The organism is Streptomyces sp. NPDC050548 (genome assembly GCF_044457385.1).
In the GTDB taxonomy this organism is placed as follows: Bacteria; Actinomycetota; Actinomycetes; order Streptomycetales; family Streptomycetaceae; genus Streptomyces.
This window is the reverse complement of the sequence record NZ_JBITGV010000002.1, coordinates 772,548-790,902: the sequence shown is the minus strand read 5'-3', so window position 1 is coordinate 790,902 and position 18,355 is coordinate 772,548. Positions and strand designations below refer to the sequence as shown.

General features: G+C 69.3%; 18 protein-coding genes. 8 read left to right on the top strand and 10 right to left on the bottom strand.

Going from position 1 to position 18,355, the window contains the following annotated elements:
* Nucleotides 1-128: 128 nt before the first annotated feature.
* From ACIBJH_RS09440 to ACIBJH_RS09415, 6 genes are all read left to right on the top strand, one after another.
* Nucleotides 129-1,499 (top strand): ricin-type beta-trefoil lectin domain protein, encoded by a 1,371-nt coding sequence (locus ACIBJH_RS09440; RefSeq protein WP_399116245.1) that lies wholly within the window; start codon nt 129-131, stop codon nt 1,497-1,499.
* Between the two features lie 119 nt (nt 1,500-1,618).
* Nucleotides 1,619-3,778: an RICIN domain-containing protein gene (locus tag ACIBJH_RS09435; RefSeq protein WP_399116244.1), complete on the top strand. Its 2,160-nt coding sequence runs from the start codon at nt 1,619-1,621 to the stop codon at nt 3,776-3,778.
* A gap of 26 nt (nt 3,779-3,804) precedes the next feature.
* Nucleotides 3,805-5,103, top strand: coding sequence for a ThuA domain-containing protein (locus tag ACIBJH_RS09430; RefSeq protein WP_399116242.1), 1,299 nt, complete (start codon nt 3,805-3,807; stop codon nt 5,101-5,103).
* Nucleotides 5,104-5,223: 120 nt separating this feature from the next.
* Nucleotides 5,224-5,931 carry a TetR/AcrR family transcriptional regulator gene (locus ACIBJH_RS09425; protein WP_399116241.1) on the top strand — a complete coding sequence of 236 codons (708 nt, stop codon included), beginning with the start codon at nt 5,224-5,226 and terminating at the stop codon, nt 5,929-5,931.
* Nucleotides 5,924-6,667: an SDR family oxidoreductase gene (locus tag ACIBJH_RS09420; protein ID WP_399116240.1), complete on the top strand. Its 744-nt coding sequence runs from the start codon at nt 5,924-5,926 to the stop codon at nt 6,665-6,667. Before ACIBJH_RS09425 ends, ACIBJH_RS09420 begins: the two co-directional genes overlap by 8 nt.
* Before the next feature lie 29 nt (nt 6,668-6,696).
* Nucleotides 6,697-7,596 carry an SDR family oxidoreductase gene (locus ACIBJH_RS09415; RefSeq protein ID WP_399116239.1) on the top strand — a complete coding sequence of 300 codons (900 nt, stop codon included), beginning with the start codon at nt 6,697-6,699 and terminating at the stop codon, nt 7,594-7,596.
* Nucleotides 7,597-7,607: 11 nt separating this feature from the next.
* Here the strand turns inward: ACIBJH_RS09415 and ACIBJH_RS09410 are convergent, their stop codons facing one another.
* The 4 genes from ACIBJH_RS09410 to ACIBJH_RS09395 all read right to left on the bottom strand — a co-directional run bounded on the left by ACIBJH_RS09410 (nt 7,608) and on the right by ACIBJH_RS09395 (nt 11,408).
* The gene (locus ACIBJH_RS09410) at nt 7,608-8,369 is read right to left on the bottom strand and encodes an IclR family transcriptional regulator (RefSeq protein WP_399116389.1); all 762 of its coding nucleotides are present in this window, start codon (nt 8,367-8,369) and stop codon (nt 7,608-7,610) included.
* 245 nt (nt 8,370-8,614) lie between these two features.
* On the bottom strand, nt 8,615-9,625 hold the full coding sequence (gene dmpG, locus ACIBJH_RS09405; RefSeq protein WP_399116238.1) for a 4-hydroxy-2-oxovalerate aldolase: 1,011 nt from the start codon (nt 9,623-9,625) through the stop codon (nt 8,615-8,617).
* Nucleotides 9,622-10,572, bottom strand: a complete 951-nt coding sequence (locus tag ACIBJH_RS09400; RefSeq protein ID WP_019068102.1) for an acetaldehyde dehydrogenase (acetylating) — start codon at nt 10,570-10,572, stop codon at nt 9,622-9,624. Before ACIBJH_RS09400 ends, dmpG begins: the two co-directional genes overlap by 4 nt.
* Entirely contained in the window at nt 10,569-11,408 is an 840-nt protein-coding gene (locus ACIBJH_RS09395) for a 2-keto-4-pentenoate hydratase (protein WP_399116237.1), read from the bottom strand. Before ACIBJH_RS09395 ends, ACIBJH_RS09400 begins: the two co-directional genes overlap by 4 nt.
* Nucleotides 11,409-11,639: 231 nt before the next feature.
* On the opposite strand from ACIBJH_RS09395, the gene ACIBJH_RS09390 reads away from it, so the two are divergent.
* Complete coding sequence (locus ACIBJH_RS09390) at nt 11,640-13,247, top strand: FAD-dependent oxidoreductase (RefSeq protein WP_399116236.1); 1,608 nt, start codon at nt 11,640-11,642, stop codon at nt 13,245-13,247.
* A gap of 54 nt (nt 13,248-13,301) precedes the next feature.
* On the opposite strand, the gene ACIBJH_RS09385 is transcribed toward ACIBJH_RS09390, so the two are convergent.
* Together ACIBJH_RS09385 and ACIBJH_RS09380 are read right to left on the bottom strand one after the other, a co-directional pair.
* Nucleotides 13,302-13,916 carry a TetR/AcrR family transcriptional regulator gene (locus ACIBJH_RS09385; protein WP_399116235.1) on the bottom strand — a complete coding sequence of 205 codons (615 nt, stop codon included), beginning with the start codon at nt 13,914-13,916 and terminating at the stop codon, nt 13,302-13,304.
* A gap of 36 nt (nt 13,917-13,952) precedes the next feature.
* On the bottom strand, nt 13,953-14,813 hold the full coding sequence (locus ACIBJH_RS09380) for an alpha/beta fold hydrolase (RefSeq protein WP_200709254.1): 861 nt from the start codon (nt 14,811-14,813) through the stop codon (nt 13,953-13,955).
* A gap of 169 nt (nt 14,814-14,982) precedes the next feature.
* Between ACIBJH_RS09380 and ACIBJH_RS09375 the strand changes: the two genes are divergently transcribed.
* Nucleotides 14,983-15,855 (top strand): VOC family protein, encoded by an 873-nt coding sequence (locus ACIBJH_RS09375; protein WP_399116234.1) that lies wholly within the window; start codon nt 14,983-14,985, stop codon nt 15,853-15,855.
* A gap of 54 nt (nt 15,856-15,909) precedes the next feature.
* Here the strand turns inward: ACIBJH_RS09375 and ACIBJH_RS09370 are convergent, their stop codons facing one another.
* Genes ACIBJH_RS09370 through ACIBJH_RS09355 form a run of 4 tightly spaced genes read right to left on the bottom strand, consistent with a single transcriptional unit; the run spans nt 15,910 to nt 18,295 of the window.
* Nucleotides 15,910-16,101, bottom strand: coding sequence for a ferredoxin (locus ACIBJH_RS09370; RefSeq protein WP_399116233.1), 192 nt, complete (start codon nt 16,099-16,101; stop codon nt 15,910-15,912).
* Between the two features lie 13 nt (nt 16,102-16,114).
* Complete coding sequence (locus tag ACIBJH_RS09365) at nt 16,115-16,927, bottom strand: mycofactocin-coupled SDR family oxidoreductase (RefSeq protein ID WP_399116232.1); 813 nt, start codon at nt 16,925-16,927, stop codon at nt 16,115-16,117.
* A 16-nt stretch (nt 16,928-16,943) separates the two neighbouring features.
* Nucleotides 16,944-17,153: a hypothetical protein gene (locus ACIBJH_RS09360; RefSeq protein ID WP_200709258.1), complete on the bottom strand. Its 210-nt coding sequence runs from the start codon at nt 17,151-17,153 to the stop codon at nt 16,944-16,946.
* Complete coding sequence (locus ACIBJH_RS09355) at nt 17,150-18,295, bottom strand: amidohydrolase family protein (RefSeq protein WP_399116231.1); 1,146 nt, start codon at nt 18,293-18,295, stop codon at nt 17,150-17,152. The genes ACIBJH_RS09360 and ACIBJH_RS09355 overlap by 4 nt, the downstream gene beginning before the upstream one ends.
* Nucleotides 18,296-18,355 lie beyond the last annotated feature (60 nt).

Here is an 18,355-nt window from a genome sequence, read left to right as displayed (position 1 = left end):
GTTCACCAGCCAGCAGACCTCCGATGAGTGCATCTCGTGATCACATATGTGAACGCGAGCGTTCACCTCTCACCGCCTTCACGCCGGCGGCGTCCACCCCCCACCCCAGGACGAAAGGCCCCCTCGTCATGCAACGCCTCGCCCTGCGCTGCGCCCTCGCGCTCTCCCTCGGCCTCACCGCCGTCGGCACCCTCGGAGCACCCTCCGCCTCGGCCGCCACCGGCACCATCACCGGCCTGGCCGGCAAGTGTCTCGACGTGGCCGGCGCCAGCTCCGCCGACGGCACCGCCGTACAGATCTACGACTGCAACGGGACCGCTGCCCAGCAGTGGACGGTCGGCTCCGACGGCACCATCAGAGCCCTCGGCAAGTGTCTCGACATCACCGGCAATTCGACGGCCAACGGCGCCCAGCTCCAGCTGTGGACCTGCGCGGGCAGCGCCAACCAGCAGTGGACGGTCACCGCCGCGCGCGACATCGTGAACCCGGCCGCGAACAAGTGCCTTGATGTCACCGGGAGTTCGTCGGCGAACGGCACCCGTACCCAGATCTGGACCTGCTCCGGCGCCGCCAACCAGAAGTGGACGGCACCCGCCGCCGGCGGCACGACCCCGCCCACGACCGCGCCGATGGCCGTGGCGCCGTACCTCTACAACGGGTGGGGCAACCCGCCCAGCCCCACGACTGTCATGAACGCAACCGGCGTGAAGTGGTTCACGCTCGCGTTCGTCCTGAGCAACGGCTACTGCAACCCGCAGTGGGACGGCGGCCGGGCGCTGACCGGCGGGGTCGACCAGTCGACCATCAACACCGTGCGCGCCAACGGCGGCGATGTCGTCCCGTCCTTCGGCGGCTACAGCGGCAACAAGCTGGAGAGCTCCTGCTCCAGCGCGAGCGAGCTGGCGGCGGCCTACCAGAAGGTCATCAGCGCCTACTCCCTCAAGGCCATCGACATCGACATCGAGGCCGACGCGTACAGCAACGCGACCGTGCAGCAGCGGACCGTGGACGCGCTCAAGACCGTCAAGGCCAACAACCCGGGCATCAAGGTGTACGTCACCATCGGCACCGGGCAGAGCGGCCCCGACACCAGCCTCATCAACCGGGCCGCCTCGTCCGGGCTGACCGTGGACGCCTGGACGATCATGCCGTTCGACTTCGGCGGCGCCGGCCAGAACATGGGCACGCTCACCCAGCGAGCGGCCGAAGGCCTGAAGACCGCGCTGAAGAACGCGTACGGCTACAGCGACGACGCGGCCTACCGGGACATGGGCATCTCGTCCATGAACGGCATCACCGACAACAACGAGACCGTCACCACCGCCGACTTCCAGACCATCCTGAGCTACGCGCAGGCGCACCACCTGGCGCGGCTGACGTTCTGGTCGGCCAACCGTGACCGGCCCTGCCCGGGCGCCTACCCGAACGACGACACCTGCTCGGGCGTGAGCCAGAGCAACTGGCAGTTCACCAGCATCTTCGCCCAGTACACCGGCTGACGGACGCCCCCTCCGACCTTCCTCCCCAACCCCCCATCACCACAGGAGAATCCGTGCTCAGACGGAAAAGACTGTCCGGCCGTCACGTCATACCGAGAGCGCTCACGGCTGTCGCGCTCGTGGCAACCACCGTGACCGGCATCGAGTTCGCCACGCAGGGCTCGGCGAGCGCGGCGAGCACGGCCGCCGCCGCGATACCGACCGGCTACACCACCGTGGTCAACAAGGGCAGCGGCAAGTGCGTCGACGCCCGCTCGGCCGCCAGCGCCGACGGCACCGCCGTCCAGCAGTACACGTGCAACGGAAGCACCGCGCAGAACTGGCAGTTGGTCGCCACCGACGGCGGCTACTACCGCGTGAACAGCAACCTGAACGGCGCCGAGGCCTGGGACGTCACCAACGTCTCGACCGCCGACTCCGCGCCGATCCAGCTCTGGACGTACTCCGGCGGCAACAACCAGCAGTGGCTGCCGGTCGCCGAGTCCGACGGCTCCTACCACTTCGTCAACCGCAACAGCGGCAAGTGCCTCGACGTGCCGAGCGCGTCGACCGCCGACAGCGTGCAGCTCGCGCAGTACACCTGCAACGGCACGGCCGCGCAGTCGTTCACGCTGAGCGGCGGCGGTACGACCAACCCGCCGGGCACCCCGGACTTCGGCCCCAACGTGACGGTGTTCGACCCGTCGATGTCGGCGTCCAGCATCCAGTCCAAGCTGGACTCGGTCTTCTCCCAGCAGGAGACCAACCAGTTCGGCTCGGCCCGCCAGGCCCTGCTGTTCAAGCCCGGCACGTACAGCGCCAACGCCAACGTCGGCTTCTACACCCAGGTCGCGGGCCTCGGCTTCTCACCGGACGACGTGACGATCAACGGCGCGGTGCACGCGGAAGCCGACTGGTTCCAGGGCAACGCGACGCAGAACTTCTGGCGCGACGCCGAGAACCTGTCGGTCAACCCCACGGGCGGTACTGACCGTTGGGCCGTCTCGCAGGCCGCCCCGTACCGGCGCATGCACGTGCGCGGCAACCTGGCGCTGGACGACGGCGGTTGGTCCAGCGGCGGCTTCATCTCCGACACCAAGGTCGACGGCCAGATCCAGTCCGGGACCCAGCAGCAGTTCCTCACCAGGAACTCCACGATGGGCAGTTGGTCCGGCTCCAACTGGAACATGGTCTTCGTCGGCGACCAGGGCGCACCCGCCCAGTCCTTCCCGACGTACACCAACGTCGCCAGCTCCCCGACGATCCGCGAGAAGCCCTTCCTCTACGTCGACAGTGCGGGCGCCTACCAGGTGTTCGTGCCCGGACTCCAGTCCAACGCCGTCGGCACGACATGGAGCGGGAAGACCCCGGCGGGCAAGTCGCTGCCGATCGACCAGTTCTACATCGTCAAGCCCGGCGCCACCGCGGCCGACATGAACACCGCGCTCGCGGCCGGCAAGAACCTCCTCGTCACCCCGGGCGTCTACCACCTCAACCAGACGATCAACATCACGCGCCCCGACACGGTCGTCCTGGGCATGGGCCTGGCCACCTTCGTGCCGGACGGCGGGATCACCGCGATCTCCACGGCCGACGTGGACGGCATCGAGCTGGCGGGGCTGCTGGTCGACGCGGGCACCACCAACTCCGCGACGCTGGTACAGATCGGCCCGTCCGGCTCGACCGCCTCGCACGCCGCCGACCCGACGCAGTTGTCCGATGTCTTCGTCCGCATCGGTGGCGCCACCATTGGCAAGGCCACCAACTCCGTTGTAATCAACAGCGCCAACACGATCGTCGACCACACCTGGATCTGGCGGGCGGACCACGGCAACTCGGGCACGGTCGGCTGGACCACCAACACGGCGGACACCGGACTGATCGTCAACGGCGCCAACGTGACCGCGTACGGCCTGTTCGTCGAGCACTTCCAGAAGACCCAGGTCCTCTGGAACGGCAACGGCGGCCGGACGTACTTCTTCCAGAACGAGATGCCCTACGACCCGCCGAACCAGGCCTCCTGGATGAACGGCACCGGCAAGGGCTACCCCGCCTACAAGGTCGCCGCGGGCGTGACCACCCATGAGGCGTGGGGACTTGGCAGCTACTGCTACTTCAGCTCCAACTCCAGCGTGGTCGCCGACCATGCCTTCGAGGTGCCGAGCGTGTCCGGGGTCAAGTTCCACGACATGGTGACCGTTTCGCTGGGTGGCGTCGGCACGATCAGCCACATCATCAACAGCACCGGCGGACCGTCCAACTCCAGCACCAACGTCGCCTACCTGACCAACTACCCGTAGACGCACGGAAAGGATCGATCACCTACATGAACACCAACAGATCCGGTTCCACTCGCGCGCTCCTGCGGGTCCTCCTCCTGCTGGCGACACTGCTCGGCCTCGCGTCCGTGCCGCCCGCCGCGCAGGCGAGCACGGCGGCGACCCCGTTCAAGATCCTCGCGCTCTACAGCGGGACCTACGACGCCGCGCACATCGACTTCGACAAGGAGGCCAACGTCTGGTTCCCGCAGCAGGCGGCGGCCAACGGCTACACCTACACGGCCAGCACCAACTGGGACCTGCTCGCCAACGGCGGCGTCAACGCGTACCAGGTCGTCCTGTTCCTCGACGACTTGCCGCAGACCGCCGCCCAACGCTCCGGTTTCGAGGCGTACATGAGGGGTGGCGGCGGCTTCATGGGCTTCCACGTCTCGGCCTTCACGACCAACGCGGCGAGCTGGTCCTGGTACCACAACACGTTCCTCGGCTCGGGGAACTTCGTGTCCAACACCTGGGGTCCGACCTCGGTCACCCTGAAGGTGGAGGACCATTCGATCCCGCCCACCGCCGCCCTGCCGGCCACGTTCACCTCGTCGGTCAGCGAGTGGTACAGCTGGTCCAACGATCTGCGGCAGAACCCGGACATCAAGATCCTGGCGTCGATCGACCCGAGCAGCTTCCCGGTCGGCACCGACCCCAACCAGTCCTGGTACAGCGGGTACTACCCCATCATCTGGACCAACACGAAGTACAAGATGCTGTACGCGAACTTCGGCCACAACGCGATGAACTACACGACCAACACGCGGCTGTCGTCGACGTTCGCGAGCGCCACCCAGAACCAGTTCCTGCTGAACGGGCTCAAGTGGCTGGGCGGGGGCGACACTTCGACGCCGCCGACGGACACCCCGATCTCCGAGACCTCCTGGTACTCCGTGCAGAACGGCGGCAACGGCACCTGTGTGGACGCCCGTTCGGCGGCCACGGCCAACGGGACGGCGATCCAGCAGTACGCCTGCAACGGCACGACGGCGCAGCAGTACCAGTTCCGCTCCACCGACAGCGGGTACATGCAGATCACCGCGCGCGGCAACCCCGCGCAGGTCATCGACGTGACCGACCGCTCGACGGCGGACAACGCGCCGTTGCAGCTGTGGGCCTACTCCGGTGGCACGAACCAACAGTGGCAGCCGGTGCGTGAGACGAGCGGGCGCTACCACTTCGTCGCCCGGCACAGCGGCAAGTGCCTGACGGCCGCCACCGCGGCGACCAACAGTGTCCAGCTCACCCAACGGACCTGTGACGACTCGACCGCGCAGTCCTTCACGCTCGCCGTGCAGTCCTGAGCCACCGCACGGCAGAGCAAGGGCGCCTCCCACCGCACGGACGCGGTGGGAGGCGCCCTTGTTTTCACCGCTAACAGCATTCTGTTGTCGGCGATACACATCGGTGTTATCGTCGATTACATGAACACGAGATCGCTGATTATCGAGGCGGCGGCGGAGCTGATCGCCCAGTCGCCGAGCGGCGACGTGTCGACACGTGCGGTGTGCGAGGCCGCCGGTGTCCAACAGCCCGTGCTGTACCGCCTGTTCGGCGACAAGGACGGGCTGCTGGCGGCCACGGTCGACCACGTCTGGGACCAGTACCTGGAGACGAAGCGCGCCGCCGAGAAGTCCGAGGAACCGCTGCGGGACCTCCGGGCCGGCTGGGACAGCCACACGGCGTTCGCGCTGGCGCACCCCAACGCCTACAAGCTGATGTTCTCCCCGGCGCTGCGCTCCGTGCCCGAGGCGGCGGCGGAGGCGATGCGGATCCTCCGCGGGGACCTGGAGCGGCTCGCCGCGCAGGGCCGCCTGCGTATCGCACCGGAGATCGCGGCACGCATGGTCATGTCGGCCAACACCGGGGTGTCCCTGGCGCTGATCACCCGTCCCACGCTGTACCCGGACGCCGCCCTGTCGACGCTGGTCCGGGACGCGATCCACCAGGCGATCCTGCTCGACCCCGCGGCGGACACCACGGCCACGGACGCCCGTGCCGCGGCCGCGACCACGCTGCTCTCGTCCCTGGACGACCTCACCCCCGAACCGTTCACCCTTGCGGAGTCGGCCCTGCTCGGGCAGTGGCTCACGCAGATCCCCACCACACGGAAGGACCCCCACCATGACTGACACCGACACCGCCCCCCGCGTCGCCCTGATCACCGGCGGCTCCGGCGGCATCGGCCGCGCGGTCGCCGAGCGGCTGGCCAAGGACGGCATCGCCATCGGCGTGCACTACGCGGGCAACAAGGCGAAGGCCGACGAGACGGTCGCCGCGATCGTCGCGGCCGGCGGCCGGGCGATCCCGGTCGGCGGTGACGTCGCCGACGAGGACGCGATGTCGGCCGCGTTCGACGCGGTGGAGCAGGAGTTCGGCGGCATCGACGTCGTCGTCAACACCGCCGGGATCATGGTCCTCTCCCCCATCGCCACCATGGACCTGGACGACCTCGACCGCATGCACCGCACCAACATCCGCGGCACGTTCGTCGTCTCCCAGCAGGCGGCCCGCCGGGTGCGCGGCGGCGGCTCGATCATCAACTTCTCCACCACCGTCACCCGCACCAAGTTCCCGACGTACGGCGCCTACGTGGCGAGCAAGGCCGCGGTCGAGGCCATGACCCTCGTCCTGGCCCGCGAACTGCGCGGCAAGGACATCACCGTGAACGCCGTCGCCCCCGGCCCCACCGCCACTCCCCTGTTCCTGAACGGCAAGGACGAGGCCACGGTCGAGAACCTGGCCAAGGCCGCCCCGCTGGAACGCCTGGGCACCCCGGACGACATCGCGGAGTCGGTCGCGTTCCTCGCCGGTCCGGCCCGCTGGATCAACGGCCAAGTGCTGTTCGCCAACGGCGGGTTGGCCTGAACCGTCCCGCCCACTCAAGGAGATTTCCCATGAACAACATCGTCGTGATCACCGGCGCCTCCAGCGGCTTCGGCGCCCTCACCGCCCGCGCCCTCGCGGACCAGGGCGAGACCGTCTACGCCGGGATGCGCAACACCACCACCCGCAACGCGCCGCAGGTGCAGGCCGCCGCCGACTACGGCAAGGAACACGGAGTCGACCTGCGCTCCATAGAACTCGACGTCAACGCGCAGGACTCCGTCGACGCGGCGATCGACCGTGTACTCGCCGAACACGGCCGCGTCGACGTCCTGATCCACAACGCCGGCCACATGGTCACCGGACCGGCCGAGGCCTTCACGCCCGAGCAGCTCGCCGAGCTGTACGACGTGAACGTCCTCTCCACCCAGCGTGTCAACCGCGCCGCGCTGCCTCACCTGCGCAAGGCCGGCCGGGGTCTGGTGATCTGGGTGTCGAGTTCGAGCGTGAAAGGTGGCACCCCGCCGTATCTGGCGCCGTACTTCGCCGCCAAGGCCGCGATGGACTCCCTCGCCGTCAGTTATGCGGCCGAGCTGGCCCGTTGGGGCGTGGAGACCTCCATCGTGGTGCCCGGCTCCTTCACCAGCGGCACGAACCACTTCGCCCACTCCGGGCACCCGGCGGACGGCGCGGTCGAGGCGCAGTACGAGACGCGGTACGCGGGTCTGATGACCCAAGTGGCGGAGAAGCTGGCCGCGTTGGCGCCCGAGGGCGCGGACGCCTCGCTGGTCTCCGAGGAGATCGCCCGTATCGTCGCGCTCCCCGCGGGGCAGCGCCCGTACCGGGTGCACATCGACCCGGCCGACGACGGCTCCGAGGCGGTCTCCGTCGTGGCCGACCGCATCCGGCGCGACTTCCTGACCCGCGTCGACCTCGCGGACCTGCTCTCCGCGCACCCCTCGGCGGCCTGACCGACGCCCTCTTACAGGGTCACCGCCTCCGGCACGTCGCGCCGGAACGACTCCCCGTCCCCGAACAGCTCCTCGGACACCGCCCGTACGGCGTTCACGACCAGCGGAGCCACCAGTTCCAGCGGCGCCCGCCCGTCGCCGACGACCGAGATCGCGCCGACCGGGCCGTCGGGCCCGCGCAGGGCGAGGCCGACACAACCCAGGTCGGGGAAACACTCACCCCGGTCGATGGCCAGCCCATTACGCCGGCGTACGGTGCTCAACTCCCGGTGGAGCAGGTCGAGTCGGCCGATGCTGTGGGAAGTGCGGCACTCCATCGACTGCTGGTACCGGGCGTCGATCTCCTCCGGGCTGAGCCAGGCGAGCATCGCCTTGCCGAGGCCGGTGCAGTGGGCGACCGCCCGCCCGCCGACCCGGGAGGGAATGTCGACCGCGGCCCGTCCGCCGACCTTGTCGAGGTAGTAGATCTCCGGGCCGTCGAGCACCGCGAGATGGACGACCATCTTCGTACGGACGGCCAGGTCGAGGAGTTGGGGCGCGGCTGCCGCGCGCAGTGTGCTGTGTCCGATCTCCCGGCCGCCGAGACCGAGCGCGCGCGGTCCCAGCGCGTACCCGGCGACGGTGTGGTGCAGCCAGTCCAGGCGCACCAGTTGGTCGAGGATCCGGTGGGTGGTGGAGCGCGGCAACTGGGTCCGGCGGGAGACCACTTCGAGGGTGAGATGCGTCTGGGGCCGCTCGAAGAGGTCCATGATCAACGTCACGCGCTCCATCATCGACGGTGGCAGCGCATGCCGGTCGGCCTCGTATCGCGGCTCCAGTCGAAGGGCAGACGTCATCGTCAATGCCTCTCTGCTCAAACTGAAATCAATTCTAGTTCGGCGCCTTCGTCAACGTATCAACGGCGTCCGACGCGGGCCAAGAGGCGTGCACGAGTTTATTGGTACGCCCGGTCTAATCAACGCGCAAAGAGCCGCTCCCCGGTGCGTGGTCCGGGGAGCGGCTCTGCGGAGACGTGCGGTCAGCAGCCGCGCGTCAGGTCGAGCGCGATGTCCACGATCATGTCCTCCTGCCCGCCCACCAGCCCCCGCCTGCCGACCTCCTGAAGGATGGTGCGCGCGTCGAGGCCGTACTGTCCAGCCGCCGTCTCGGCGTGCCGCAGGAAGCTGGAGTAGGCGCCCGCGTAGCCGAGGGTGAGGGTCTCCCGGTCGACGCGCACGGGGCGGTCCTGCAGCGGCCGTACCAGATCGTCGGCGGCGTCCTGGAGGGCGAACAGGTCGCAACCGTGTTCCCAGCCAAGGAGGTTGGCGACCGCGATGAAGGGCTCGATCGGGCAGTTCCCGGCACCCGCGCCCTGTCCGGCGAGGGACGCGTCGACGCGGGTCACCCCTTCCTCCACCGCCGTGACGGAGTTGGCGACCGACAGGGAGAGGTTCTCGTGCGCGTGGATGCCGATCTGGGTGTCCGGGTCGAGGACGTCCCGGTAGGCGCGGATGCGGTCGCGGACGCCGTCCATGGTCAGCCGGCCGCCGGAGTCCGTGACGTACACGCAGTGGGCGCCGTAGGACTCCATCAGGCGTGCCTGGCGGGCGAGTTCGGCGGGGTCGGTCATGTGGGCCATCATCAGGAAGCCCGAGACGTCCATGCCGAGTTCGCGGGCGGTGGCGATGTGCTGGGCCGCCACGTCGGCCTCGGTGCAGTGGGTGGCGATCCGGACCGAGCGGACACCGAGGGAGTACGCCTGCTTGAGTTCGGCGATGGTGCCGATACCGGGCAGCAGCAAGGACGTGAGGGTCGCCCGGTGGATGGCGCCTGCGGCGGCCTCGATCCATTCCCAGTCGGTGTTGCTGCCGGGGCCGTAGTTGAGGCTGCCGCCGGAGATGCCGTCGCCGTGGGCGACCTCGATGGCGTCCACGCCCGCCCGGTCCAGGGCCGCGCTGATCGCCGCCACATTGGCGGGCGTGATCCGGTGCCGGATGGCGTGCATGCCGTCCCGGAGGGTGACGTCCTGCACATAGAGCCTGGGGGTCACCGGGTCACCTCGCTGGAGAAGCGCTGGGCGATGCGCTCGGCGACCCGCAGGGCGGCCGAGGTCATGATGTCGAGATTGCCGGCGTAGGCGGGCAAGTAGTGGGCGGCGCCCTCGACTTCGAGGAAGACGGACACCTTGGTGGTGACCTCGGAGGCGTCGCCGGTGAAGAGGGTGTGGACCGGATCGCCGGCCGGGATCGGGGTGAACTGCACCTGCTGCTTGAGCCGGTAGCCGGGCACGTACTCGGCGACCGCGTCCACCATGCCCTCCACGGAGGCCCGCACCTGCTCCTGGTCCGCGTCGCCGATCAGGCAGTACACGGTGTCCCGCATGATCAGCGGCGGCTCGGCCGGGTTGAGCACGATGATCGCCTTGCCGCGCTGGGCGCCGCCCACCTTCTCGATCGCGGCGGAGGTGGTCTCGGTGAACTCGTCGATATTGGCGCGGGTTCCGGGCCCTGCAGACTTCGAGGCGATCGAGGCGACGATCTCGGCGTAGGGCACCGGGGTGATCCGGCTGACCGCGTGCACGATCGGGATGGTGGCCTGGCCGCCGCAGGTGACCAGGTTGAGGTTGTCGACATCGTTGGCAAGGTGCTCGTCGAGGTTGACCGGCGGCACGACGTACGGGCCGATGGCCGCGGGTGTGAGGTCGACGAGCCGTTTGCCGTAGGGGGCGAGGCGCTTGGCGTTCTCGACGTGTGCCTTCGCGGACGTGGCGTCGAAGACGATCCCGATGTCGTCGAAGCCGTCCATCCGGATCAGCCCGTCCACGCCCTCGTGCGTGGTGGGCACCTTCAGGCGCGCGGCGCGGGCGAGGCCGTCCGAGTCCGGGTCGATGCCCACCATCGCGGCCATCTCCAGGGTGTCGGACAGCCGCAGCACCTTGATCATCAGGTCGGTCCCGATGTTCCCGGAGCCGATGACGGCCACCTTGGTCTTCGTCATCCCTGTTCCTTCGCTGGGTTCGATGAGAAGGTCGCGGTCACCGAGCCGAGGCCCGACATCTCGGCCCGTACGGTGACTCCTGGCGGGGTGGGGACGAGCGGGCCGAGGGCGCCCGAGAGCACGACCTGCCCGGCCCGCAGCGGATCGCCGAACTCCCGCGCGGTGCGCGCCAGCCACAGCAGCGCGGCGAGGGGATCACCGAGGCAGGCGGTGCCGTCGCCGTCGGACGCCAACTCCCCGTCGACATACAGCCGCATGCGCACGTCCCGGGGCTCGAACGCCTTCAACTCGACCCGCTCGCCGCCGAGTACGAACAGTCCGCTGGACGCGTTGTCGGCGACGGTGTCGGTGATCGCGATGTCCCAGTCGGCGACCCGGCTGTCCACGATCTCCAGCGCGGCGACGCCGTACGCGACGGCGGACCGGACCCGCTCGATGTCGAGATCGTCGTCGTCGAGCTCGGCGGCGAGGACGAACGCGATCTCCGCCTCGACCTTGGGTTGCAGCAGCCGTTCGCTCGGCACGGCCGGCAGCGCGCTGACGTCCATGTCGGCGAGGAGCACCCCGAAGTCGGGCCGGTCGACGCCGACTTGGCGCTGCACCGACTCGGAGGTCAGTCCGATCTTGCGGCCGACGACGCGTGCGCCCGCCGCGATCCGGTCGGCGACGACCCGCTGTTGGACGGCATAGGCCAGGCTGATGTCGGTGGCGCCGAGCACGTCCCGTACGGGGGCGCACGGTTGACGGTCATGGGCCGCGCGCGTCAGTCGTACGACCGCCTCGGCCACCGCCGCCGCACGGTCCGCCACGGCCCCCGGTTCCCAAACGTCTGTCATTCGCATCCTCAACTCGTGATGGTCTCCAGCCTGGGCATCCGGGCCCCTGCACGGGCCCGCGCGTTCCGCTCACCGGGACTCGGTCCGGGTGTGGACAAATGGTCTCGCTGAGCGAGATGACCGGTCGGAGCCGGGGAGTTGGCTCGATACCGTCGCCCGCACATTGCTTGAGGTTGTGGCGTTGAGCCGCGCTCGGCCGTCGAGAACGTCAGCACACCTGAGGAGGTCATCTTGGCCAGCAACGAGGACGTCTACGACGTGATCGTGGTCGGGTCGGGCGGAGGTCTGGTCGGTGCCTATGCCGCCGCCTCGCGCGGACTGCGCACCCTCGTCATCGAGAAGACCGACCGGGTCGGCGGCACCACCGCCTACTCCGGTTCCGGTCTGTGGTACCCCGGTTCTGCCCCCATGCGGCGGGCCGGGCTCGACGACAGCATCGAGGACGCGCGGACGTATCTGCGCGAGAGCGTCGACGACGAGTCGCGCGAGCCGCTCCAGGAGGCCTATCTGCGGGCCGGGATCCAGCTGATCGACGAGCTGGAGCAGAACCCGTGGTTCCGGTCCTTCGAGCACCTCCCGGTGCCGGACTACTATCCGTCGGTCGCCGGTTCCTCCCCCACCGGACACACCATTTTCCCGCCGAAGGTCACCGTCGCCGAACTCGGCGAACACGCCCGGCTGGTCCGCGCCTGCCTGCCCACCCAGCGCTGGGGCCACGACGAGGGCCCGGTCCTCAGCGGGGGCCGCGCGCTGATCGGAAGGACGCTGGCGGCCTTCCTGGAGACGGGCCACGGCACGCTGCGCCTCGACACGGCGTTGGAGAGCCTGGTCGTCGAGGACGGCCGGGTCGTCGGTGTGGAGGCGGTGAGCGACGGCGAGCGGGTCACGTTCCGCGCCACGGGCGGGGTGATCCTCGCGGCCGGCGGCTTCGAGCGCAACCGCGAGCTGCGCGAGAAGTACCAGCCGGTTCCGGAGCGCGGCAGTGAGTGGAGCCACGGCGCCCCGGGCAACACGGGCGACGCGCTCCAGGCCGGCATCGCGGTCGGCGCCGCCACCGATCTGCTCGACGCGGCCTGGTTCACGCCCGGACTCGTGTGGCCGGACGGCCTGCCGCTCTTCCACACCGGGACCCGTGGCGGAATCTGGGTCAACGCCGCCGGCGAACGCTTCGTCAACGAGACCCGCCCCTACGACCAGGCGGGCCGCGAGATAGTCCGCCTGCACGCGACCTCGGGCGTCTCGCACATCCCCGCCCACTGGATCATCGACCAGCGCCAGCTGGACCGGGACGGCTTCGGCGGCCCGTACGACGAGCCGGTCCGCCCCGAGTGGTTCGAGTCGGGCGCGCTCAAGAAGGCCGACACGCTGGAGGAGTTGGCGCAGCTCATCGACGTACCGCTGGACGCCCTGCGCAAAACGATCGAGGAGTTCAACGGCTACGCGCACACCGGGGTCGACGAGAAGTTCCATCGCGGCGAGACGCCCTGGGACCAGATGGCCCAGTACGTCCTGGGCTTCCCGGCGCTGCCCCAGCTCAACTACCCGGCACCGCCGCCCACGAACGACTGGCCCAACCCGATTCTGCCCCCGCTCGACACCCCGCCGTACTACGTCGCGACGATCGTCCCCGCAGACATCGGCACCAAGGGCGGCCTGAGGATCGACGAGCACGCGCGGGTGCTGCGCCCGGACGGCGGTCCGATCGAGGGGCTCTACGCGGCCGGCAACACCGCCGCCGCGATGACGGGCCGCGTGTACCCGGGAGCAGGTGCTCCCATCGGTTCGAGTGTCGCGTTCTCGTATCTGGCCGTGCTCGACATCGCGGACACCGAGGACTGACACAACGTCAAGTGCCCGGAACACCAAGGGTGTTCCGGGCACTGCCATGAGGTTCTACGGCGTGAGGAGCAGCCGTGCGGCCAGCCGCATGTTGGTCTCCGCCTCCTCGGTGGTGAGCTCCTCGGTGAGCACGGCCACGAACAGGCCCCACCAGCCGTAGATGAGCAGGCGCGCCCGGCTGCGGTCGGTTGCCGAGGCCTCGCGGACACCGCCGCCGAGCAGGCGCAGGATGGCCTGGCCCAGGGGGCTGTCGACGAGGTCCGTGCGGGCCTGGACGACGCTCGTGTACTCGGTGAACGACGACAGGGCCACCGCCGAGGCGAGCAGCGGGCTGTCCAGCAGTTTCACGCTGAGCGAGATGAGGAGTTCCGCGATCTCGGCGGCGGGGTCCGTGCCCCCGGCGGCGACGGAGGTGTTCCCGTGGCCGCCGACGAACTGCTCGATGTGCCACTCCAGGACCGCCATGAACAGATACGGCTTGGACGGGAAGTAGCGGTACAGGGTGGCGATGGCGACGCCGGCCTCCTTGGCCACGTCATGCATCTGGACGCTGGCCAGTCCCTCGCGGGCGCCGAGTTCGGAGGCGGCGCGGAGGATGCGGACCCGGCGGGCGGCCTGGCCGCTCGACATCGGGGCCGCCGGTTGCCGTCCCTCAGCGGGTCTCGCCACGTCGTCCCCTCGGTCGTTGGGTGCTCCCGCCGACGCTCAGGACGCCTCGGGGCGGGTCAGGAAGGCCAGGACCGCGCTCTCCCAGGCCTCCTTCTGCTCGATCATGGCCCAGTGGCCGCAGTCGGGCAGCACATGCAGTTCCGCTTTGGGAATCGTACGCATCGGGATCAGCGCGCTCTCCAGCGGTGTGACCCGGTCGTCACGGCCCCAGGTCAGCAGTGTGGGCGCGGTGATCTTGTGCAGCGCGGCCCAGATGGGCTGGTCGGAGTGGGCCTGGGCCGCCTGCATGGCGGCCATGGCCTGCCGGCCGTAGATCCGCCGGGAGGCCTCCAGGGTCGCGGGCTCGGTGGCGCTCGCCCAGCGCTCCTCGATGAGTTCCTCGGTGAGGAGGGACGGGTCGTGGACCATCGACCGCAGCCACTGGAGCAGGTTCTCGCGGGTCGGGTTCTCGGCGAACTCGACGAGCAGGTTGAGGCCCTCGCTGGGGCCGGGCGAGAGGATGTTGCGGCCGACGCCGCCGATGGTCACGACCCTGCGGAACAGGTCCTTGTGCGCGACGGCGAGTCCGGCGGCGACAAAGCCGCCCATGGAATTGCCGATGACGTCGACGCGTTCGAGGCCGAGGCCGTCGAGGAAACGCAGCACGGCCTTCGGGGCCGCCATCATCGGGTTCTCGTCGGTGGGATCACTGACCCCGAACCCGGGGAATTCCAGGGCGAGACAGCGGAAGTGCTTCGCGAACAGGGGGAGATTTCCACGGTAGTTGCGCCAGCCGGTGACCCCCGGACCGGAGCCGTGCAGCAGGAGCAGGGGCGGCCCGTCGCCCGCCTCGTGGTAGCGCAACGTGCCCTCGTCGGTGTGCAGTTCGCGCAGGGTGTCCTCAGCGGTGAGTGTCATGGCGGTGCGTGGCCTCCGGTCGCGGGGTGACGGGCGACAGTCACCGTGCCACCGCGTCCCGGCCGGGTGTCGCACTCCTCCCGATCAGTGGGACGTGTACGGCTCCTGGTCCGCCCGCCTCATTAGCGTCGGACCGCAAGGACTTGACGACGGTGATGGGAGAACCCTGATGGGTGTGCGCTCACTCGGGTATGTACGGCTGGAATCCAGTGACATCGAGAAATGGAAGGTGTTCGGGGCGGATTTCCTCGGCCTGATGCCAGTTGAGGGCGGCGACCCGGAATCCCTGTACTACCGGATGGACGACTATCCGGCCCGCATCGTGGTCTCCCCCGGTTCGCAGAGCGGGATGACCGCGCTGGGCTTCGAGGTGATCGACGAGCGGGAGCTGGCGAGGCTGGTCGCCGATGTCGAGAAGACCGGCATCAAGGTGACCGCCGGCACCGAGGACGAGGCCGCGGAACGCCGGGTCACCGGCTTCGTCAAGTTCAACGACCCGGGCGGCAACCCGGTCGAGCTGTTCTACGGCGCGATCCTCGACCACGTTCCGGTGCACACGCCGCTGGTCTCGGGCTTCCTGACCGGTGACATGGGCTTCGGGCACGCGATCGTCTCCGCCGAGGACGCGCGGGGCACGTTCGACTTCTACGTCGACACCCTCGGTTTCATCGAGCGCAACACGATGCGCTCGCCGGGCGGCACGACCTGGTTCATGGGCTGCAACCCGCGCCACCACACCCTGGGCGTCACCCCGGCGCCGGGTCCTGGGCGGCTGCTGCACTTCATGGTCGAGGGCAGGACGCTGGACGACGTGGGCCGCGCCCTGGACCGGGCGGCGAAGCTCGACGTCCCGATGATGCACTCGCTCGGCAAGCACACCAACGACCACATGGTGTCGTTCTACGTGTGGTCGCCGGAGAACTACGCCGTCGAGTTCGGCTGGAACGGCCTCAAGGTCCCGGAGCCGGTGCCCGTCTACGAGATCACCGACGGCGCGTTCTGGGGCCACCACTTCACCCCGCCGCCGCAGCCCGCCGGCTGACCCGAGCGCGCAGGACAGGAGCCCCACGGTCCATGACCGTGGGGCTCCTCCGTGTCAGCGCTCGACGGTGACGGCCCGCTCCGGACAGGCCGACTCCCCATCCCTGGCCGTCTGTTCGAGTTCCGGCGGCACCTCGCCGTCGTAGGGCAGCGCATAGCCGTCGTCGTCGAGCCGGAACACCTCCGGCGCCGCCGCCGCACACCTCGCGTGCCCGGAGCACAGCGAGGAGTCGATCGTGATCTTCATGCACAACTCCGTTCTACGGCTTGTTCGTCGAGCCCGCGTCGACGGTGAACTGAAGGCCGGTGACGTACCGCGACTCGTCCGACGCGAGGAACAGGACAGCGTTCGACACGTCACGCGGCTCGACGTACGGGGCAAGGGGGTTCATCGCGGCCAGCGCGAACAGCGGTTCCCGCGCGGCGAGTTCCTCGATCGGGACACCGACCGTAATACCGGTGTCGCTCACACCGGTGGGGTGCACGGTGTTCACCCGGATGCGGTGCGGGGCGAGTTCGTTGGACAGCGCCTTCATCAGGCCGACGACACCGTGCTTGCTGGCCGTGTAGTGGGCGTACGGCACATGACCGCGGATGCCGGCCGCGGAGCTGGTGATGACGACGGAGCCGCCCTGCCCGGCCTCGATCATCCCAGGCACCGTGGCCCGCACCGTGTTCCAGGGGCCCTTGAGATTGACGTCCATGACGACGTCCCAGGCCTCCTCGGACAGCTCCCACGCGGCGCCGATGCTCATCACGCCCGCGTTCGCCACCACCGTGTCGAGCCGTCCGAACTCCTCCCAGGCCGCGTCGGCGGCGGCCCGCAGCTCCACCACCGAGCGCACGTCGGCCTGCAGGGCGATACAGCGGCGGCCGGTCGCCCGCACCAACTCCGCGGTCTCCTCCAGCTGTTCCTTCGACGCCAGCGAGTAGGGCAGCTCGTCGCTGATGTCGTGGCACACGTCGGTCACGACGACATCGGCTCCCTCCTCAGCCAGCCGCACGGCGTGGGAACGCCCCTGCCCCCGGGCGGCCCCCGTGATGAGCACCGCCTTGCCTTCCATACGGCCCACGCCGACTCCCCTTCTTTCAGCGGACATTCAGATCCTCGGCGGCCTCGCGCAGGGCGCGCAGCCGGGTGTCGAGGAGTTCACGCTCGGCCTCGTCGCCCGCGCCGAGTTCTGCGAGCCGACGGACAGTGAGGCCGATCTCCTCCTGGAGGCGGCCGTACGCCTCGTCGCGGGTCAGCAGGTCGAGGTCGGTCCAGTCGGAGCGCTCGGACTCCGGGCGCCTGCTCATGCGGGGAGGTTGTAGAGACGGCGGGTGTTCAGCTCGACGATCTTGTGCACCTCGTCGTCCGGCACGTCGGCGAGGACCTCGGCCGCGTAGGCGCGGCTCTTGGGCCAGTACGAGTCGGAGTGCGGGTAGTCGCACTCCCAGGTGATCTTGTCGACGCCGATGTGGTGGCGTACCTCCACACCGAACCGGTCGTCGATGAAGCAGCCGTGGAAGTGCTTGTGGAACAGCTCGGAGGGCCGCACGGTCTGGTTGACGTTCTGGTAGAAGCGGTGCCGCTCCCAGGTGCCGTCGGCGCGCTCCAGCAGATACGGGATCCACCCGATCCCGCCCTCGGACAGGCCGATCTTGAGTCGCGGGTGGTTGTGCAGGACCGGGGAGAACAGCAGGTCGGCGGCGGCGTACATCGAGTTGGTGGCGAACAGGGTGATCGTCACCGCGAACGGTGCCTCCGGGGCCGTCTTGGGCGCCGCGCCCGAGGTGCCGAAGTGCAGGCACAGCGGCATGTCGGTTTCCTCGGCGGCCGTGAACACCGGGTCCCAGTGGTCGGTGTGGAACGACGGCAGGCCCAGCGGGACCGGGTTCTCCGGGAACGAGATCGCCTTGGCGCCCTTGGCCGCCGTACGCCGGATCTCGGCCGCGCAGGCGTCGACGTCCCACAGCGGCAGGATGACCAGCGGGATGAGCCGGCCGGGGGCGGTGGCGCACCACTCGTCGATCACGAAGTCGTTCCAGGCCTGAACACAGAGCAGGGCGAGCCGGCGGTCCTGGCCATCCAGGAAGATCGTGCCGGCGAAGCGCGGGAACGACGGGAAGCACAGCGCGCCCCACACCCCGTCCAGATCCATGTCGCGCAGCCGGGCCTTCGGGTCGTAGCAGCCCGGGATCATCTCGTCGTAGCGGGTCGGTTCGAGGCCGAACTCCTCGGGTGACTTGCCCGCCACGGCGTTCAGGCCGATGTAGGGATAGATGCGGCCCTCGTAGTTCCACACCTCGGCCGGGGCCTGGCCCTCCCCGCGCGACTGTTCCACGATCCGCGGTCCGGCGTCGCGGTACTTCGCCGGCAGGCGGTCCGTCCACAGGCGCGGCGGCTCGATCAGGTGGTCGTCGGTCGACAGCAACTTCATCCATGGCTGCAATGGCATCGATGTGCTCCCTCGAATCTCATGGACTCTCTAGCACCGGCCGAATTGTGTGCACTGTTC